This is a genomic window from Nocardia cyriacigeorgica (assembly GCF_010858045.1).
GTDB classification, from domain to species: Bacteria; Actinomycetota; Actinomycetes; order Mycobacteriales; family Mycobacteriaceae; genus Nocardia; species Nocardia cyriacigeorgica_E.
This window is the reverse complement of the sequence record NZ_JAAGVC010000013.1, coordinates 34866-50692: the sequence shown is the minus strand read 5'-3', so window position 1 is coordinate 50692 and position 15827 is coordinate 34866. Positions and strand designations below refer to the sequence as shown.

Below are 15827 nucleotides of genomic sequence, written 5' to 3'. Positions count from 1 at the left end.
CGGCGCAGTACTCAGCCGAGCAGCTTGCGGCGCAGCGCCTCGTCCTTGTCCAGCACCATCTGCTCCAGCCCGGCCTGGAACTGGCGCATCCGCTCCAGCAGGGCCGGATCCTGGGTGGCGAGGATGCGGGCGGCGAGCAGGCCTGCGTTGCGGGCGCCACCGATGGAGACGGTGGCGACCGGGACGCCCGCTGGCATCTGCACGATGGACAGCAGCGAGTCCATCCCGTCGAGGTACTTCAACGGAACCGGGACACCGATCACCGGCAGCGGGGTCGCCGAGGCGACCATGCCCGGCAGATGGGCCGCCCCGCCCGCACCGGCGATGATGACCTTGATACCGCGCCCCGCGGCGTCACGGGCATAGTCGAGCATGCGCTGCGGGGTGCGATGCGCGGAGACCACGCCGACCTCGAAGCGGATCCCGAACTCGGCCAGCGCCTCGGCGGCGGCCTCCATGGTCGGCCAGTCGGAGTCGCTGCCCATGATCAGGCCGACTGCCGGGCCCTGCTGCTCACTCATGCGGATCCCATCCGTCGGTCCATACGGCGTGCGACATCCAATGCGCCGCCCGCTCGGCCTTCTCGCGCACCGTCGCGACATCATCGCCCAGCACGTTCACATGCCCGATCTTGCGATCCGGGCGCTCACCCTTGCCGTACAGGTGCACCTTGGCATCCGGCATCCGGGCGAACAGATGATGCAGCCGCTCGTCCATCGACATGGCAGGCGCCTCGGGCGCGCCGAGAATATTCGCCATCACGGTGACCGGCGCCAGCGGGCTGGTGTCGCCGAGCGGGTAGTCGAGTACCGCGCGCAGATGCTGTTCGAATTGGCCGGTGCGGGCGCCGTCCATGCCCCAGTGCCCGGAATTGTGCGGGCGCATGGCCAGCTCGTTGATCAGCAGGGTTCCGTCGTGGGTCTCGAACAGCTCCACCGCCATCGCACCGACCACACCCAGTTCGTTGGCCAGCGCGAGCGCCATGGTCTCGGCTTCGGCACCCACCTGCTCCGGCAACTCCGGCGCCGGCGCGATGACGACCGCGCACTGCCCCTTGCGCTGCACGGTCTCCACCACCGGCCAGGTCGCGGCCTGCCCGAACGGCGAGCGCGCCACCATCGCGGACAGCTCCCGCTTCAGGTCCACCCTGGCCTCGGCCAGCAGCCGCACCCCGTTCGCCAACTGCTCGGTGACGATCAGCTCGGCCTCGGCGGCGTCCTCGGGCATCCACACTCCGCGCCCGTCGTAGCCGCCGCGCACCGCCTTGATGACGATGGGCCAGCCCTGTTCGGCGCCGAACTTCACCGCGTCGGCTGGCTCGGACACCTCCACGAACGCGGGCACCGGCAGCCCCATGCTCGACAGTTTCGTCCGCATGGCCAGCTTGTCCTGGGCGTAGAGCAGCGCCGACGGCGGCGGCTGCACGTTCACGCCCTCGGCGACCAGCGTCTCGAGGTGTTCGGTCGGCACATGCTCGTGGTCGAAGGTCAGCGCGTGCGAACCCACCGCGGCGGCGCGCAGCGCGGCCAGGTCGGTGTGACTTCCGAGGACGACGTCGGGGCTGACCTGCGCGGCCGGATCGCCGGGATGCTCGGCGAGCACCCGAAGGCGCTGGCCCAATGCGATGGCGGCCTGGTGCGTCATGCGCGCGAGCTGGCCACCGCCGATCATGGTGACGGTCGGCATTGCCGAAGGATCGAAGGAACGTGCGCTCACGTCGGTCAATACTGTCATGTCCGGTGCGAATGACCGCTACCGGTACACTCGGGCCTTGTGTCATTCGTCGACGACGTGGTCAGCGTCCTTCCCAAGCCTGCGCAGGAGATCGCGTATCGCCACCGCGAGCTGATCAAGTTCGCCATCGTCGGCGCGACCACCTTCGTCATCGACAGCGGGATCTTCTACCTACTGAAGTGGACAGTTCTGGAGCCGAAGCCGGTCACCGCGAAGATCATCTCCGGTGTGATCGCGGTGATCTGTTCCTACATCCTCAACCGGGAATGGTCGTTCAAGAACCGCGGCGGCCGCGAACGCCACCACGAAGCCGCACTGTTCTTCGCCGTCAGCGGCGTCGGCGTGGTGCTGAGCTTCGTGCCGCTGTGGATCTCCAGTTACGTCTTCCACCTGCGCCAACCCGACGTCAGCTTCCTCGTGGAGAATGTCGCCGATTTCATCAGCGCGTTCATCATCGGCAATCTGCTGCAGATGGCGTTCCGCTTCTGGGCCATGCGCCGCTGGGTGTTCCCCGATGAGATGGAACAGATCATGGAAGAGTTCGAAGAGCTCGTCGAGGAAGAGCGCCGCCTCGGCCATCAGGGCTGAGCGATCGCCGCGAAGCTAGCGCGGCTCCCCCACCACCCCGTTGGCCTGACGCGTCGCCGTCGGCGCCCCGAGGAACACCGCGAACAACGCGGGCCTGCGCCGCTGCAATTCCAGCCGCCCGCCATCGGCTTCGATCAACGCCCGCGCCAGCGCCAGCCCCACCCCGGTCGAACCGGCGCCGGAGAAACCCCGATCGAAGATGTGCGGGGCCAGCTCATCGCTGACGCCGTCGCCCTCGTCGGCGATCTCCACACACACCAGCGGCTCCCGATCGCCACCGGGACGCACCGTGCGCACCGACACCGTGCAGGTGCCGCCGCCGTGCATGAGGGCATTGTCGATCAGCACCGCGACCGCCTCCCGCAACCGGGAACCGGTGATCGGCGCGCGCAATTGGTCGTCGCCGATCAGTTGCAGGGTGCGCCCGGCCTCGGTGAACGGATGGGTCCATTCGGTGACGATGCCGCGCAGCTCGTCCATCACCGGCACCGGATCGCGGTCGGTGGCGTCCTCGTCACGGGAGGCGCGCACCAGATCATCAATCGCCTCGGTGAGCCGGTCGACCTGTGCCATCGCCTCCTCGGCCTCGTGCACCACATCCGGATCGCGGTGCGCCGACAGCTCGTCCAGGCGCAGCCGCACCGCGGTGAGCCTGCTGCGCAACTGATGGGAGACGTCGGCCACCAGCGCGTGCTCGCGTTGCAGCCGGCCGGCGATCTCGACGGTCGCCGAATCGAGCACATCGGAGACCCGGTCCAGCTCGGCGATGCCGTGCCTGCGCGGATCGGGCCGGAAATCACCCATGGCCAGCCGGGCCGCCCGCGCCGCCACATCGCGCAGCGGATCGGCGACCCGGCGCGCGGTCACCACCGCCACCGCGACCGCGGCGCTGAGCGAGGCCAGCACGGCCAGCCCCACCACGGCGACGGCCTGGCGCTGCCTGGCATGCATCGGCGCCGAAGGCACCTCGAGCCGCAGCGACCCCGACGCACCCATCGACAGCGATTCCAGCAGCGGATCCTGCACCCGCTCCGGGCCGATATCCACCTGCGAGGCGTTGTCGTGCGGTGCCGGATAGATGATGGTGAGCTTGCCGTCGTCGGGCACCAGCGGACGCACCGTGCGCAGATCGAGGCCGTCGTGCACCCGCCCGTCCTCGCGTTCCTGGGCGATCACCTCCACCGCGATCCGTTCGAGCCGGTTCTGCAGATCGTTGCGGGTGATGTCCTCGACCCACAGCCACGCGGTGTAGGTCAGCGGCACACCGAGCGCCACCGTGGTGAGCATGAGCACGGTCAGCATGGACCGCAGGATCCGGCGCCGCACGTCAGTCGGTGTTCAGCCGGAATCCGACACCGCGCACGGTGACGATGCGCCGCTCCGCCATCGGGCCCTCGTCCCCGATCTTGCGGCGCAGCCACGACATATGCATATCGAGGGTCTTGGAGCCGCGCAGTTCGGCGTCGCCCCACACCTCGCGCAGGATGGTCTCGCGCGAGACCACCTGGCCTGCCCGGTCGATGAGCACCTTGAGCAGCTCGTACTCCTTGTTGGCCAGACCGACCTCGACGCCATTGACCAGCACCCGCCGCGCGGCGGGCTCGAGCCGGATGCCACCCACCTCGACGGTGTCGTCGCCGATTCCGCTGCGCCGCAACAGCGCTCGCACCCGAGCCAGCAGTTCGGCCAGCCGGAACGGTTTACCCACGTAGTCGTCGGCGCCCGCGTCCAACCCGACCACGAAATCGACCTCGTCGGTGCGCGCGGTCAACATCAGTACCGCCAGATCGGCGCCACGCGCCCGCACCTGACGGCACACCTCCAGCCCGTCCATGCCGGGCAGCCCGAGATCGAGGATCAGCAGATCGTGGTTGCCTTCGAGCGCGCGGCGCAGCACCGCGGGACCGAAGCGTTCGACGGTGACCGAGTAGCCTTCCCGGCCCAAGGCGCGCGAGAGCGGCGCGGCGATGGCCTCATCGTCCTCGGCCAGCAGTACAGCGGTCATAGAGCAAGATTACGGACCGACGCCACGACCGGCGCGCCGCTCACCGGTAGCCGTGCGAATCGTCACGATGGCCGCGCTCGACCTCGAACACCTGGTGGTAGAGCAGCGCGTGCACCTGCTGCACCGCCGGGATGTCGTCGTATTCGAGCGGTTCCTCCGACGAGGATCCGATGATCAGGGTGCCGGTGCCGAGCAGCCGGTCGAACAGGCCGTGCCGGAACTGCACACTGGAGATGCGGCTCATCGGGATATCGATGCCGGTGTGGGTGATCACGCCCTGGCGCACCAGGACCCGCCGCTGAGTGATGATGAAATGCGTCGACTTCCAGCTGATCAGCGGAATGACGCAGCGCCAGATCACGATGAGCAGCCAGATCAGGAAGATCACCAGCAACAGGATCGACCGGCCCGGCGCCTCGGTGTTGCGGTAGGCCACCCCGCCGGCGAAGCCCGCGACGGCGGTGGCGACGATCAAGGTGACGACCGGCCAGAACAGCATCTTCCAGTGCGGATGGCGATGCAGTATCAGCTCTTCGTCGGGCGCCAGGACGTCCTCCGGATAACCCATGTGCCGAACCCTACCGCCCACCACGGCGAAACGACCGGCGCGCGGCGTGGTGTCGACGGAACGCGCTCGACCGCAACGAGTTCAGCGCTATTCGGGGCGCAGGTGGGTGACGTCGCCTGCCGAGACCGCCCGATCACCGATCAGCAGCCGGCCCGCATCGTCGACGTCGGTGGCCACGCCGGTGAGCGTCTTGCCGCCGGGCAGGTCGGCGCGCACCCTGGCACCGAGCGTCGCGCACCGCTCCCGGTAGGCGTGCGCCAGATGGGCGACGGCCCAATCCTCTTCGCGCCAGGCGGTGATCCGGCGGGCGAATTCGGTGAGGATCGAACGGGCCACCGCGGTGCGGTCGACGCCGTCCGCACCGGCCAGCGTCAGCGAGGTGGCATGCGGGACCGGCAGCTCGTCCTCGGCGAGGCTCACGTTGAGCCCGATGCCGACCACCACCGCGAGCTCGGCGCCGCTCGCGGCGACCTCGGCGAGGATGCCCGCCACCTTCCGGCCCTCGATCAAGACATCGTTCGGCCATTTGAGCGTCGCGGGCACCGAGGCAGTGGTGCGCAGCGCGTCCACCACCGCCACTCCTGTCAACAGGGGTAGCCAGCCGAGTGCGGTGGGATCGATCCCCGGCAACCGCACCAGAATCGACAGCGCGATCTGCGCGCGCGGCGGGCTCACCCACACCCTGGCGTGCCTGCCGCGCCCCTGCTCCTGCGCCTCGGCCAGCAGCGCGATCCGGTCGGCGGCCGGATCAGCCGCCCTGGCGATCAGATCGGCGTTGGTGGATCCGGTCGTCTCCACCACCTCGATCTCGCGATAGAACGACAACTGGTCGTCCTCGGCGATATCGCGCCGCAACTGCTCTGCATCCAACGGTGGCCTGTGCACATGCGCAGGCTACTCGCCGTCGGCGGCGCTACCCCGCGAGATCGAAATCGGCCGGACGCGGTGCCGATCGCATCGCGGAGCCGCCTCCGGTCTCCCCTTCGGCGGCCTCGGCGGTGAATCCGGATTCCGCGGCCGACTCCGCTTCGGTGAACTTCGGTTCCGGCTCGGCGACCGGCCGGGTGAACGCCGCCGCGGTCGCGTGTTCGGCCACCGATCTACTCCATCCGAACATGCTCGCTCCCTCCCCTGAGCTCGAAAAATGAATGCTCACAGGGTATTGCGAAGCCCTTTGGGAAAGAAACCGATTTTCCGGCCCGACCCCATGCCCACCTGGGCTTTTCTACTGACCGGTAGCCCTTCCTGGGTTAACAGGCGGTACTGGCACTGGTTACACTCCGAACCCATGACGAGTGTCCAGCAGCAGCCTACGCCGGGACCGGCGGGTGCCCCAGATATCCACACCACCGCCGGCAAGCTGGCTGACCTGCGGAATCGGCTGGAAGAGGCCAAGCACCCGATGGGTGAGGCCGCGGTCGACAAGGTGCACGCCAAGGGCAAGATGACCGCCCGCGAACGCATCTTGGCCCTGCTCGACGAGGGCTCCTTCGTCGAGCTGGATGCCTTGGCGCGCCACCGCAGCGTGAACTTCGGCTTGGAGAACAACCGCCCGCTCGGCGACGGTGTGGTCACCGGTTACGGCACCATCGACGGCCGCGACGTGTGCATCTTCAGCCAGGACGTCACCGTCTTCGGCGGCAGCCTCGGCGAGGTCTACGGCGAGAAGATCGTCAAGGTCATGGACCTGGCGCTGAAGACCGGCCGCCCGCTGATCGGCATCAACGAGGGCGCGGGCGCGCGCATTCAGGAGGGCGTGGTCTCCCTCGGCCTCTACGGCGAGATCTTCCACCGCAATATCCAGGCCTCCGGCGTGATCCCGCAGATCTCGCTGATCATGGGCCCGGCCGCCGGTGGGCACGTGTACTCGCCCGCGCTCACCGACTTCGTGGTGATGGTCGATCAGACCAGCCAGATGTTCGTCACCGGCCCCGACGTGATCAAGACCGTCACCGGTGAAGAAGTCACCATGGAAGAGCTCGGTGGCGCCAACACCCACATGACCAAGTCCGGTGTCGCGCACTACGTCGCCTCCGGCGAGCAGGACGCCCTCGACTACGTCAAGGACCTGCTGTCCTACCTGCCGAGCAACAACCGTGCCGAGGCGCCGCGTTTCCCGGCCACCGACCCGATCGACGGCGCCATCGAGGACTGCCTCACCGAGGAAGACCTCGAGCTGGACACGCTGATCCCGGACTCGCCGAACCAGCCCTACGACATGCACGAGGTGATCCGTCGCCTGCTCGACGACGACGAATTCCTCGAGGTGCAGGCCGAGCGCGCGATGAACATCATCGTCGGCTTCGGCCGCGTCGACGGCCGCAGCGTCGGCATCGTCGCCAACCAGCCCACCCAGTTCGCCGGCTGCCTCGATATCGACGCCTCGGAGAAGGCCGCGCGGTTCGTGCGTACCTGCGATGCGTTCAACATCCCGATCATCACCCTGGTCGATGTTCCCGGCTTCCTGCCCGGCACCGGACAGGAATACAACGGCATCATCCGGCGCGGCGCGAAGCTGCTCTACGCCTACGGCGAGGCCACTGTGGGCAAAATCACGATCATCACGCGTAAGGCCTACGGCGGCGCCTACGACGTCATGGGTTCCAAGCACATGGGCGCCGATGTGAACCTCGCCTGGCCCACCGCGCAGATCGCCGTGATGGGTGCCTCGGGGGCCGTCGGATTCGTCTACCGCAAGCAGCTGGCCGAGGCCGCCAAAGAGGGCGCCGACGTCGATGCGCTGCGGCTCGAGCTGCAAAACGAGTACGAGGACACCTTGGTCAACCCCTACGTCGCCGCCGAGCGCGGATACGTCGACGCGGTCATCCCGCCCTCGCACACCCGCGGCCAGATCGTGTCCGCGCTGCGACTGCTGGAACGCAAGATGGTGACCCTGCCGCCGAAGAAACACGGCAACATTCCGCTGTGAATCAGCGATACCCTCGTTGAGCCGCGCACACTGGTTGCAGTGATGCAATGAGTGAATCCGACGATGATTGCGTCTCTTGACCGGACACGACCCTCGTCCGGCCAAGGCAAGAGAGAGGATCTGGCACCGTGACAATCGTGGCAGATGAAGAAGTGTTGACCGCCGCCGAACTCGACCTCGCGGTCGACTCGCTCGATGACGCCGCGGCAGTCGGCACCGACGTCGACGCTGCCCTGGCTGCGGTCGCGGGCGACAGGCCCTTCCTGATCATCGAAAAGGGCGCGCCCACCGATGAGGAGATCGCGGCGCTGGTGTGCGTGCTGAGCGCGGCGGCCGGCAGTGCGGCGCCCGCGGGCCCGCAGGGACCGAACGATTTCTGGGGCAGGCCCACCATGATGCACCGCGGCACCTCGCCGTTCTCCCCGTACGCGTTCCCGCAGCTGTCGCATCTGCGCTGAGCCGACGGCGCCGGGAGGGGAACAACCGTGACCGAACTGGTTCTCGCGTCGGCGTCCCCTGCCCGGCGCACGGTGCTGCGGTCCGCGGGCATCGAGCCCATCGTCCGGGTCTCGGACGTGGACGAGGATGCCGTGGCCGCTGCGCTGCCCGCCGATACCCCGCCGCAACGGGTCGTTGTCGAACTGGCCAGGGCCAAGGCCGCGACGGTCGCCGCGGCAGTTCCCGATTTCGCCGCCGACTGTGTGGTGGTCGGCTGCGATTCCATGCTGCTGATCGACGGCACGCTGCAAGGCAAACCGCATACCCCCGAGGTGGCCCGGGCCCGCTGGAACGCGATGGCGGGCCGCAGCGCCGAACTCATCACCGGGCACTGCGTGCTGCGGCTGCTGGACGGCGCCGTGACCGCCGAAGCGGTGGATTGCAGCTCCACCACGATTCATTTCGCCAAGCCCGAACCCGAGGCGCTGGAGGCCTATATCGCCACCGGTGAGCCCTTGCAGGTGGCGGGAGCGTTCACCCTCGACGGTCTCGGTGGCTGGTTCGTCGACCGCATCGACGGTGATCCGTCGAGTGTGATCGGGATCGGGCTACCACTGCTGCGCAGGTTGCTCGATGATGTCGGGGTCGGTGTCGCGGACCTGTGGCGGCATCCCGCCGACCACTGACGGCGCCGGACGCGCGCCCTCGTAGGGCTCGCGCCCCACGGCCAGCAGGGCCAGCCGCAATTCGCACACCTCGGCCTCGACGAACGGATCGAGGCTGACCGCCACCCGGTCGCGGGCGCCGTTGCGGTCGAGCACTTCCTGCAGCAACCCCTGATGCACCCCGCAGACCACCTCGGAATGCGTGCGGGCCAATTCGCGCAGCGGGCAGGCCGTGAGCCGGATGGTGACCTTCTCGTCGGTATCGCCAGACGGATCACGTTCGGGGGCGAATCCGAGTTCCGACATCAACGACATGGCCAGATCTTTGGCCTCGCCGAGCGATTCGGCCGGCTGCTCCACCACATCCAGGCGGGCGCCCCACGCGCGACCGGCCGCCACCGCGGCTTCGGCGCGACGGCGCGGATCCGGGCCGAGTTGATCGGCGAGTACCTGCGCCAATTCCTGATAACCGACCGTTCGCTGAACGGCTCGGTACCCGATGCGCGGGCGTCCGCGCCCGCGCGGCGGCTGCTGAAACTGCCGAACCAGTGATTCCCGGGTGAGGACATCGAGATGGAATCGGACGGTGGTGACGTGCTGTCCGGTGATCTTGGCCAGTTCCTGGGCGTCGAGAGGCTCGCTGGCGCCACGTAGGATCGCGAGCAGTCGCCGCCGCGGCCACGAATCGGACATAGCTCACCCCTCCTCCCGGGAGACTTTATCGGATGCTCGTGCGATTTATTCGCCCAATCAGCCGATTTGTGATCTGAAACGAGATTCATCTTCGGGTCACACATACCATGCACTGTGCGACCCCGATACCGCCCTACCGCCGCCTACCTCGTGTGAAGGATCCCTGACGTGCCCGTCGCCCCGGACCCCAATCCCGCCTTCGGTGCCTACGCACACCCACAACGACTAGTAACCACGGAATGGCTGTCGGCAAACATCGGCGCTCCCGGGCTGAAGATCATCGAGTCGAACGAAGACATCCTGCTCTATGACATCGGTCATGTGCCCGGCGCCACCAAGATCGACTGGCGTGGCGACCTGAACGACCCGGTCACCCGCGATTACATCGACGGCGCGCGGTTCACCGAACTCATGCGGTCCAAGGGCATCGAACGCGAGGACACCGTCGTCGTCTACGGCGATCGCGGCAATGCGCAGGCAGCGCACACGCTCTGGGTGCTCACCCTGTTCGGCCACGAGGACGTCCGGCTGCTCGACGGCGGCCGCGAGGCCTGGATCGGCGAAGAGCGCGACACCACCTTCGAACCGCCTCGCCTGGCACCGAGCAGCTATCCCGTCGTACGCCGGGACGACGGCACCGATCGCGCCTTCCGCTCCGAGGTGCTCAACCATCTGGGCAAACCGCTGGTCGATGTGCGCTCGCCGGAGGAATACACCGGTGAGACCTCCGCGGCGCCGGACGATCTGGCGCTGCGGGCAGGCCATATCCCGACCGCGGTGAACATTCCGTGGACCGAGGCGCTGAATTCCGACGGCCGCTTCCGGCCGCGCGCCGATCTCGACGCCCTCTACGGCGAACTCACCGCCGAAGACGCTTTGATCGTCTACAGCAGGGTCGGCGAGCGTTCCAGCCACACCTGGTTCGTGCTCAAATACCTGCTCGGCTTCGATTCGGTCCGCAATTACGACGGCTCCTGGACCGAATGGGGCAACTCGGTGCGCATGCCGATCGCTCGCGGAAGTGAGCCCGGCAGCGCCCCGGCCGGTGCCGGTCGCCGGGCTCGTAGCAGGTAACACAGACCCCGGCCGACCATATATGTGATCCACAACCTACTCTTCGGTAGGACTATCCGAGTTCGGCGTCTGTTGGCAGACTGCCTACACTCGCCCCAGACGTTGAGTTGTCGACCCAGGGGCGACCACAGAGAAGATTGCACAGGAGGCTCAGTGCCCAGCCATGCCAGCGCGCAGATCACGAAGGTACTCGTAGCTAACCGAGGCGAGATCGCCGTGCGCGTGATCCGGGCGGCCAAGGATGCCGGTATCGGCAGCGTTGCGGTGTATGCCGAACCCGATGCCGATGCCCCGCACGTCAAGCTCGCCGATGAGGCCTTCGCCCTCGGTGGACAGACGTCGGCAGAGTCGTACCTGGTGTTCGACAAGATCCTCGACGCCGCCGCCAAGTCCGGCGCCGATGCCATCCACCCCGGTTACGGATTCCTTTCCGAGAACGCCGACTTCGCCCAGGCCGTCATCGACGCCGGGCTGATCTGGATCGGCCCGTCGCCGCAGTCCATCCGCGACCTCGGTGACAAGGTCACCGCCCGCCACATCGCCGAACGCGCGAACGCGCCGATGGCCGCGGGCACCAAGGACCCGGTCAAGAACGCCGACGAGGTCGTCGAGTTCGCCAAGAAGTACGGCGTCCCGGTGGCCATCAAGGCCGCCTTCGGTGGTGGTGGCCGCGGCATGAAGGTCGCCCACAGCATCGAAGAGATTCCCGAGCTGTTCGAATCGGCCACCCGCGAGGCCGTGGCCGCGTTCGGTCGCGGCGAGTGCTTCGTCGAGCAGTACCTGGACAAGGCCCGCCACGTCGAGGCGCAGGTCATCGCCGACAAGCACGGCAACGTGGTGGTCGCCGGTACCCGCGACTGCTCGCTGCAGCGCCGGTTCCAGAAGCTGGTCGAGGAGGCGCCCGCGCCGTTCCTGTCCGACGAGGTGCGCGCCAAGATCCACGAATCGGCCAAGCGGATCTGCCGCGAGGCCCACTACTACGGCGCCGGCACCGTGGAGTACCTGGTGCAGGGCGAGACCGTGTCGTTCCTCGAGGTGAACACCCGCCTGCAGGTCGAGCACCCGGTCACCGAGGAAACCTCGGGCATCGACCTGGTGCGCCAGCAGTTCCGCATCGCCAACGGCGAAGAACTGTCGATCAAGGAAGACCCGACTCCGCGCGGGCACTCCATCGAGTTCCGGATCAACGGTGAGGACGCCGGCCGCGGCTTCCTGCCCGCCCCCGGCCCGGTCACCGCCTACTCCGAGCCCACCGGCCCCGGCGTGCGCGTGGACTCCGGTGTGGTGGCCGGCAGCGTGATCGGCGGCCAGTTCGACTCCATGCTGGCCAAGCTGATCGTCACCGGCGAGAACCGCACCCAGGCCCTGGAACGGGCCCGGCGCGCGCTGGCCGAGTTCCACGTCGAGGGCCTGGCCACCGTCATCCCGTTCCACCGCGCGATCGTCGAGGATCCGGCGTTCATCGGTGACGGCGAGAAGTTCGACGTCTACACCAAGTGGATCGAAACCGAGTGGAACAACACCATCGAGCCCTACACCGGTGGCGCCCCGCTCGATGAGGACGAGGAAGGCCCGCGGCAGAAGGTGGTCGTCGAGGTCGGCGGCCGTCGCGTCGAGGTCTCGCTGCCCGGCAACTTCACCGTCGGCGCCGGCGCCGCCGGTGCGGGTGGCAACGGTGCCGGTGTGATCCGCAAGAAGCCCAAGCCGCGCAAGCGCGGCGGCGCGGGCGCCGGTGCGGCCTCCGGTGACTCGGTCACCGCACCCATGCAGGGCACCGTCGTCAAGGTCGCCGTCGAAGAAGGCCAGACCGTCGAAGCCGGCGACCTGATCGTGGTCCTCGAAGCCATGAAGATGGAAAACCCCGTCAACGCCCACAAGGCCGGCGTGGTCACCGGACTCACCGTCGAAGCCGGCGCCGCCATCACCCAGGGCACCGTCCTCGCCGAAATCAAGTAGGACCGGGCAGGCCGAAGACATACGGGCCGCGAACGAGGAGCTGATAAGCGCCCGTTCGCGGCCCGTCTCGCGTCTCCGCTGCCGCTGCGCAGGCCGAAGGCGAGCAACCCGCACGGCACGCGGCCCATGAGCCCAACCCCGGAGGGCGACCCCGAGGAGCCCCGTCCGCGGCCCGTCTCACGTTTCCGTTCGCGGTGCGCACGCCGCAGGCAAGCAGCGCGAACGGAAACGCGAGACATTGGGGGCCGCGAACACGCCGCGCCAGCGGCCGGACAACCCAGTATCGTGGTCGCGTGACCAGCTCTGTCCCCGCCGTCGCGGAGGTCATTCGTGCCCGCGTCGAGTCCGGTAGCCGCGCCGATGGGCATCGGCTGGTGCTCGTCGTCGAGGGCGGCGGCAGTCGCGGGGTGTATTCCAGCGGCATGGTGCACGGGCTGGAGCAGCTGGGGTTGGCCGGGGTGTTCGATGCCGTCTACGGCACGTCGGCCGGCGCGATCAATGGTGCGTGGCTGCTGTGCGGACGGGCCGAGCCGGGGATGCGGTCGTGGACCGATCCGGTGATCATGCGCCGTGCGATCGATCCCGCCCGGTTGTTGCGTGGCCGTCCGGCCTTCGATCTGCGGTATCTGGTGCATCAGGTCTACGACGGCATCGAGCCGATGGATTTTCCGGCCATCCTGGCCAACTCCACCACCTTCCACCCGGTGGCCACCGATGTGCGCACCGGCTTGGCGGTGGACCTGAATCGGCACATCGTGGACAAGCACACCTTGATGACCGCGCTGCGGGCGTCGGCGGGGTTGCCGATCCTGGCCGGGCCACCGGTCGCGCTGGGTGACGCCTACTACTTGGACGGCGGGCTCGCCGAAACCGTGCCGATCCGCACCGCGCTGCGGTCCGGCGCGACCCATGCGCTGGTGTTGCGTACCCGTCGGGTGGACGAGCGCCGCCCGCCCGCCTCGCGCCTGCATTCGGTGGTCGGCGGCACCTATCTGCGGGTGCGCGCGCCCGGCGCCTACCGGGCCTGGCTGGAGCGCCCGCACCAGCAGGCAGTGGAGGACCGGGTCTTGGCCGGCCTCGGCGACGCTGTCCTGCAGATCCACCCGCCCGTGGGTTCGCCCGCCGTCGACAGTGCGGCCCGCGATACCGATCTGCTGGCGCGGGCCCTCGAGATCGGGCGGCAGGCGGCGCATGCGGCGCTGGGCGCGATCGTAGCGCAGCGCGATCGCAGCTGATCGGCTGAATGCACGTCCGCTGGTCGACCGGGCCGCCGGGATGCTGCTCGGTGAACGTCCGGATCGGTTCGCGCCGAGACATCCTGACGTAGGCGCCTCGGGCGCGCTGCCTACCCACGCTCGGTGCTGTCGCCCGGCTGCCGAGCCGATCAAGTCGCGCGGCAGCTGCCGAGGCATGGCCGATCGTCTCGCGGCTAACCTTGCACCGGAAGCCGACCACGGACGTGCGGAGTACCGCCGATGCGCTGCCGGGCATGTGAGACGAAGAGAGCTGATGGAACCGATCGAGATCAACGCGGGCTCCTGGTACCTGCGCGCCCTTCGCGCCGACGACCGCATCGACGACCGCCCGGCGCTGGCCGAAGGCGGCATCACCGACCCCGGCTATGTGAACCGCCGCTCCACCCAGTGGGATGACGAAACCCACTACTCCTGGGCGGTGTGCGAGCCGACGACCGCAGAACTCGTCGCCGAGATCGGCGTCACCCCCGGCGCCGACGGCACCGCCGAGATCACCGGCTGGTCCCGCCCGGGCTACGACGAAGCTCTCGACGCCGGGCTGACGGCAGTGCGGCGGTTCACCGAGGGCGCACTCGGTCTGAGCCCGCGCCGAGCGGGCTGAGTGATCCGCACCACCTCGGCCTCAACGCATAACGCCCGTGTGCCCGGTGGAATACCGCCCCGGCTGCGGCCACACCGTCAGCCCGTGCGCGCCTTTCCCGACCGGGATGCGCGCCAGTAGCTTCCAGTCGATGATGTCGATGGCGTAGACCTCGCCGTGGTGGCGGCCGGAGACCCAGAAGACGCGGCCGTCGGCGGAGATATTGCCCATATCGGGGCTGCCGCCGCCGGGCAGATGCCACTTGTGCACCAGCCTGTCCTGGGCGAAGTCCCACACCGAGATGCTGCCCTCGTGCCGATTGGTGATGATCATCTGCTTCGAGTCACGGGTGATGTAGAGCCCGTGCGCGCCATGACCGGTGGGCACGAAGCCGGTGTTCTCGAAGGTGAGGGCGTCGAAGACGTAGATGCCGTTGGCGACCATGTCGGCGACGAAGAACTGGGTGCCGTCCGGTGAGAGCTTCACATCCTGCGGTTTGCCGGAGCGGCCGCCGGGCAGGTCGATGGTTCTGATCGGCTTGCGTTCGGCGACGTCGAAAACCAGCATCCGCCCGATGAATTCGCAGCTGGCCAGGGCGAAGCGGCCGTCGGCTGTGAAGTCCATATGGTCGACGCCCGCGCAGTCGGGCACCGGAACGCCGTGCAGCTTCTGCCACGTCTTCGGATCGTAGAAGTCCAGGGACTTGTCCGCCTCGGCGACGACGAGCGCGAATTTGCCGTCCGGCGTGTAGTACATGTTGTACGGGTCGCGCACCGGAATCGGGGCGCCGGGCTTGCCGGTTCGCGGGTCGATGGGCAGCAGGCTGCCGCCGCCGATGGGCAGATCGTTGGTGGCGTAGAGGGTCTGCATGTCATAGGACGGGACCACATGCTGGGGTTCCTGCCCGCCCGAGGGGAAGGTGTCGACCACCTGGAAGGTCGCCTGGTCGATCACGGTGACGGTATTGGATTCGCTGTTGGGCACGTAGACGAGCGGGCGATGGTCGGCCACCGACGGGTCCAGTTCCCGGTTGGCCGCGTACACGTCGGTGTCCGACAGCGGTGGCGGCATACCGGGGAGCAGGTTCGTCAGGTGCGGAGGCGGCGCCGAGGTGGTGGTGGCGGTGGCGCCCTCGGTGTGCTGGACCGAACCGGCTTCGCTCGTGCTGGAACACCCGGCGACGGCCGCGACCACGGCCAGCGAGGCGACAAGGGAAGCCCGGCGTCGCCGCATGCCGTGGTCGATTCGACAGGTATGGGGTCTGGCACCGGAGACCCGCGTCGCAGCCTCCGAACACTGACCGCGAACGCCGGCCACCGGCGCTGAATTGTGGTGCTGACG

Annotated in this window: 17 protein-coding genes; 8 read left to right on the top strand and 9 right to left on the bottom strand. The window is 68.3% G+C overall.

Going from position 1 to position 15827, the window contains the following annotated elements; all coding sequences use genetic code 11:
• Positions 1-11: 11 nt before the first annotated feature.
• On the bottom strand, positions 12-521 hold the full coding sequence (gene purE, locus GV790_RS14480; RefSeq protein ID WP_175585896.1) for a 5-(carboxyamino)imidazole ribonucleotide mutase: 510 nt from the start codon (positions 519-521) through the stop codon (positions 12-14).
• The gene (locus GV790_RS14475) at positions 514-1734 is read right to left on the bottom strand and encodes a 5-(carboxyamino)imidazole ribonucleotide synthase (protein WP_256673288.1); all 1221 of its coding nucleotides are present in this window, start codon (positions 1732-1734) and stop codon (positions 514-516) included. The genes purE and GV790_RS14475 overlap by 8 nt, the downstream gene beginning before the upstream one ends.
• A 39-nt stretch (positions 1735-1773) precedes the next feature.
• On the opposite strand from GV790_RS14475, the gene GV790_RS14470 reads away from it, so the two are divergent.
• Positions 1774-2322: a GtrA family protein gene (locus tag GV790_RS14470; RefSeq protein WP_036533622.1), complete on the top strand. Its 549-nt coding sequence runs from the start codon at positions 1774-1776 to the stop codon at positions 2320-2322.
• Positions 2323-2337: 15 nt separating this feature from the next.
• Here the strand turns inward: GV790_RS14470 and GV790_RS14465 are convergent, their stop codons facing one another.
• From GV790_RS14465 to GV790_RS14445, 5 genes are all read right to left on the bottom strand, one after another.
• Complete coding sequence (locus GV790_RS14465) at positions 2338-3648, bottom strand: sensor histidine kinase (RefSeq protein WP_163813868.1); 1311 nt, start codon at positions 3646-3648, stop codon at positions 2338-2340.
• A 1-nt stretch (position 3649) separates the two neighbouring features.
• Positions 3650-4327 carry a response regulator transcription factor gene (locus GV790_RS14460; RefSeq protein WP_036533618.1) on the bottom strand — a complete coding sequence of 226 codons (678 nt, stop codon included), beginning with the start codon at positions 4325-4327 and terminating at the stop codon, positions 3650-3652.
• A gap of 40 nt (positions 4328-4367) precedes the next feature.
• Complete coding sequence (locus tag GV790_RS14455) at positions 4368-4895, bottom strand: PH domain-containing protein (protein WP_163813867.1); 528 nt, start codon at positions 4893-4895, stop codon at positions 4368-4370.
• Positions 4896-4982: 87 nt separating this feature from the next.
• On the bottom strand, positions 4983-5780 hold the full coding sequence (locus tag GV790_RS14450; protein ID WP_280213432.1) for a biotin--[acetyl-CoA-carboxylase] ligase: 798 nt from the start codon (positions 5778-5780) through the stop codon (positions 4983-4985).
• Between the two features lie 28 nt (positions 5781-5808).
• Positions 5809-5991, bottom strand: coding sequence for a hypothetical protein (locus GV790_RS14445; RefSeq protein WP_163813866.1), 183 nt, complete (start codon positions 5989-5991; stop codon positions 5809-5811).
• Positions 5992-6183: 192 nt separating this feature from the next.
• Between GV790_RS14445 and GV790_RS14440 the strand changes: the two genes are divergently transcribed.
• From GV790_RS14440 to GV790_RS14430, 3 genes are all read left to right on the top strand, one after another.
• Positions 6184-7824 carry an acyl-CoA carboxylase subunit beta gene (locus tag GV790_RS14440; RefSeq protein WP_163813865.1) on the top strand — a complete coding sequence of 547 codons (1641 nt, stop codon included), beginning with the start codon at positions 6184-6186 and terminating at the stop codon, positions 7822-7824.
• Between the two features lie 128 nt (positions 7825-7952).
• Entirely contained in the window at positions 7953-8282 is a 330-nt protein-coding gene (locus GV790_RS14435; protein ID WP_163813864.1) for an acyl-CoA carboxylase subunit epsilon, read from the top strand.
• A gap of 27 nt (positions 8283-8309) precedes the next feature.
• On the top strand, positions 8310-8948 hold the full coding sequence (locus GV790_RS14430) for a nucleoside triphosphate pyrophosphatase (protein ID WP_163813863.1): 639 nt from the start codon (positions 8310-8312) through the stop codon (positions 8946-8948).
• On the opposite strand, the gene GV790_RS14425 is transcribed toward GV790_RS14430, so the two are convergent.
• Positions 8871-9620: a helix-turn-helix transcriptional regulator gene (locus tag GV790_RS14425; RefSeq protein WP_163813862.1), complete on the bottom strand. Its 750-nt coding sequence runs from the start codon at positions 9618-9620 to the stop codon at positions 8871-8873. The two genes, GV790_RS14430 and GV790_RS14425, sit on opposite strands and share 78 nt — an antisense overlap.
• A gap of 168 nt (positions 9621-9788) precedes the next feature.
• Between GV790_RS14425 and GV790_RS14420 the strand changes: the two genes are divergently transcribed.
• The 4 genes from GV790_RS14420 to GV790_RS14405 all read left to right on the top strand — a co-directional run bounded on the left by GV790_RS14420 (position 9789) and on the right by GV790_RS14405 (position 14507).
• Positions 9789-10694: a sulfurtransferase gene (locus GV790_RS14420; RefSeq protein WP_163813861.1), complete on the top strand. Its 906-nt coding sequence runs from the start codon at positions 9789-9791 to the stop codon at positions 10692-10694.
• 153 nt (positions 10695-10847) lie between these two features.
• The gene (locus tag GV790_RS14415) at positions 10848-12650 is read left to right on the top strand and encodes an acetyl/propionyl/methylcrotonyl-CoA carboxylase subunit alpha (protein ID WP_163813860.1); all 1803 of its coding nucleotides are present in this window, start codon (positions 10848-10850) and stop codon (positions 12648-12650) included.
• A 293-nt stretch (positions 12651-12943) separates the two neighbouring features.
• Positions 12944-13885, top strand: coding sequence for a patatin-like phospholipase family protein (locus GV790_RS14410; RefSeq protein ID WP_163813859.1), 942 nt, complete (start codon positions 12944-12946; stop codon positions 13883-13885).
• 274 nt (positions 13886-14159) lie between these two features.
• Entirely contained in the window at positions 14160-14507 is a 348-nt protein-coding gene (locus GV790_RS14405; protein WP_163813858.1) for a hypothetical protein, read from the top strand.
• 21 nt (positions 14508-14528) lie between these two features.
• Here GV790_RS14405 and GV790_RS14400 read toward each other — a convergent pair whose 3' ends face one another.
• Entirely contained in the window at positions 14529-15719 is a 1191-nt protein-coding gene (locus tag GV790_RS14400; protein ID WP_178127908.1) for a YVTN family beta-propeller repeat protein, read from the bottom strand.
• Positions 15720-15827: the final 108 nt, after the last annotated feature.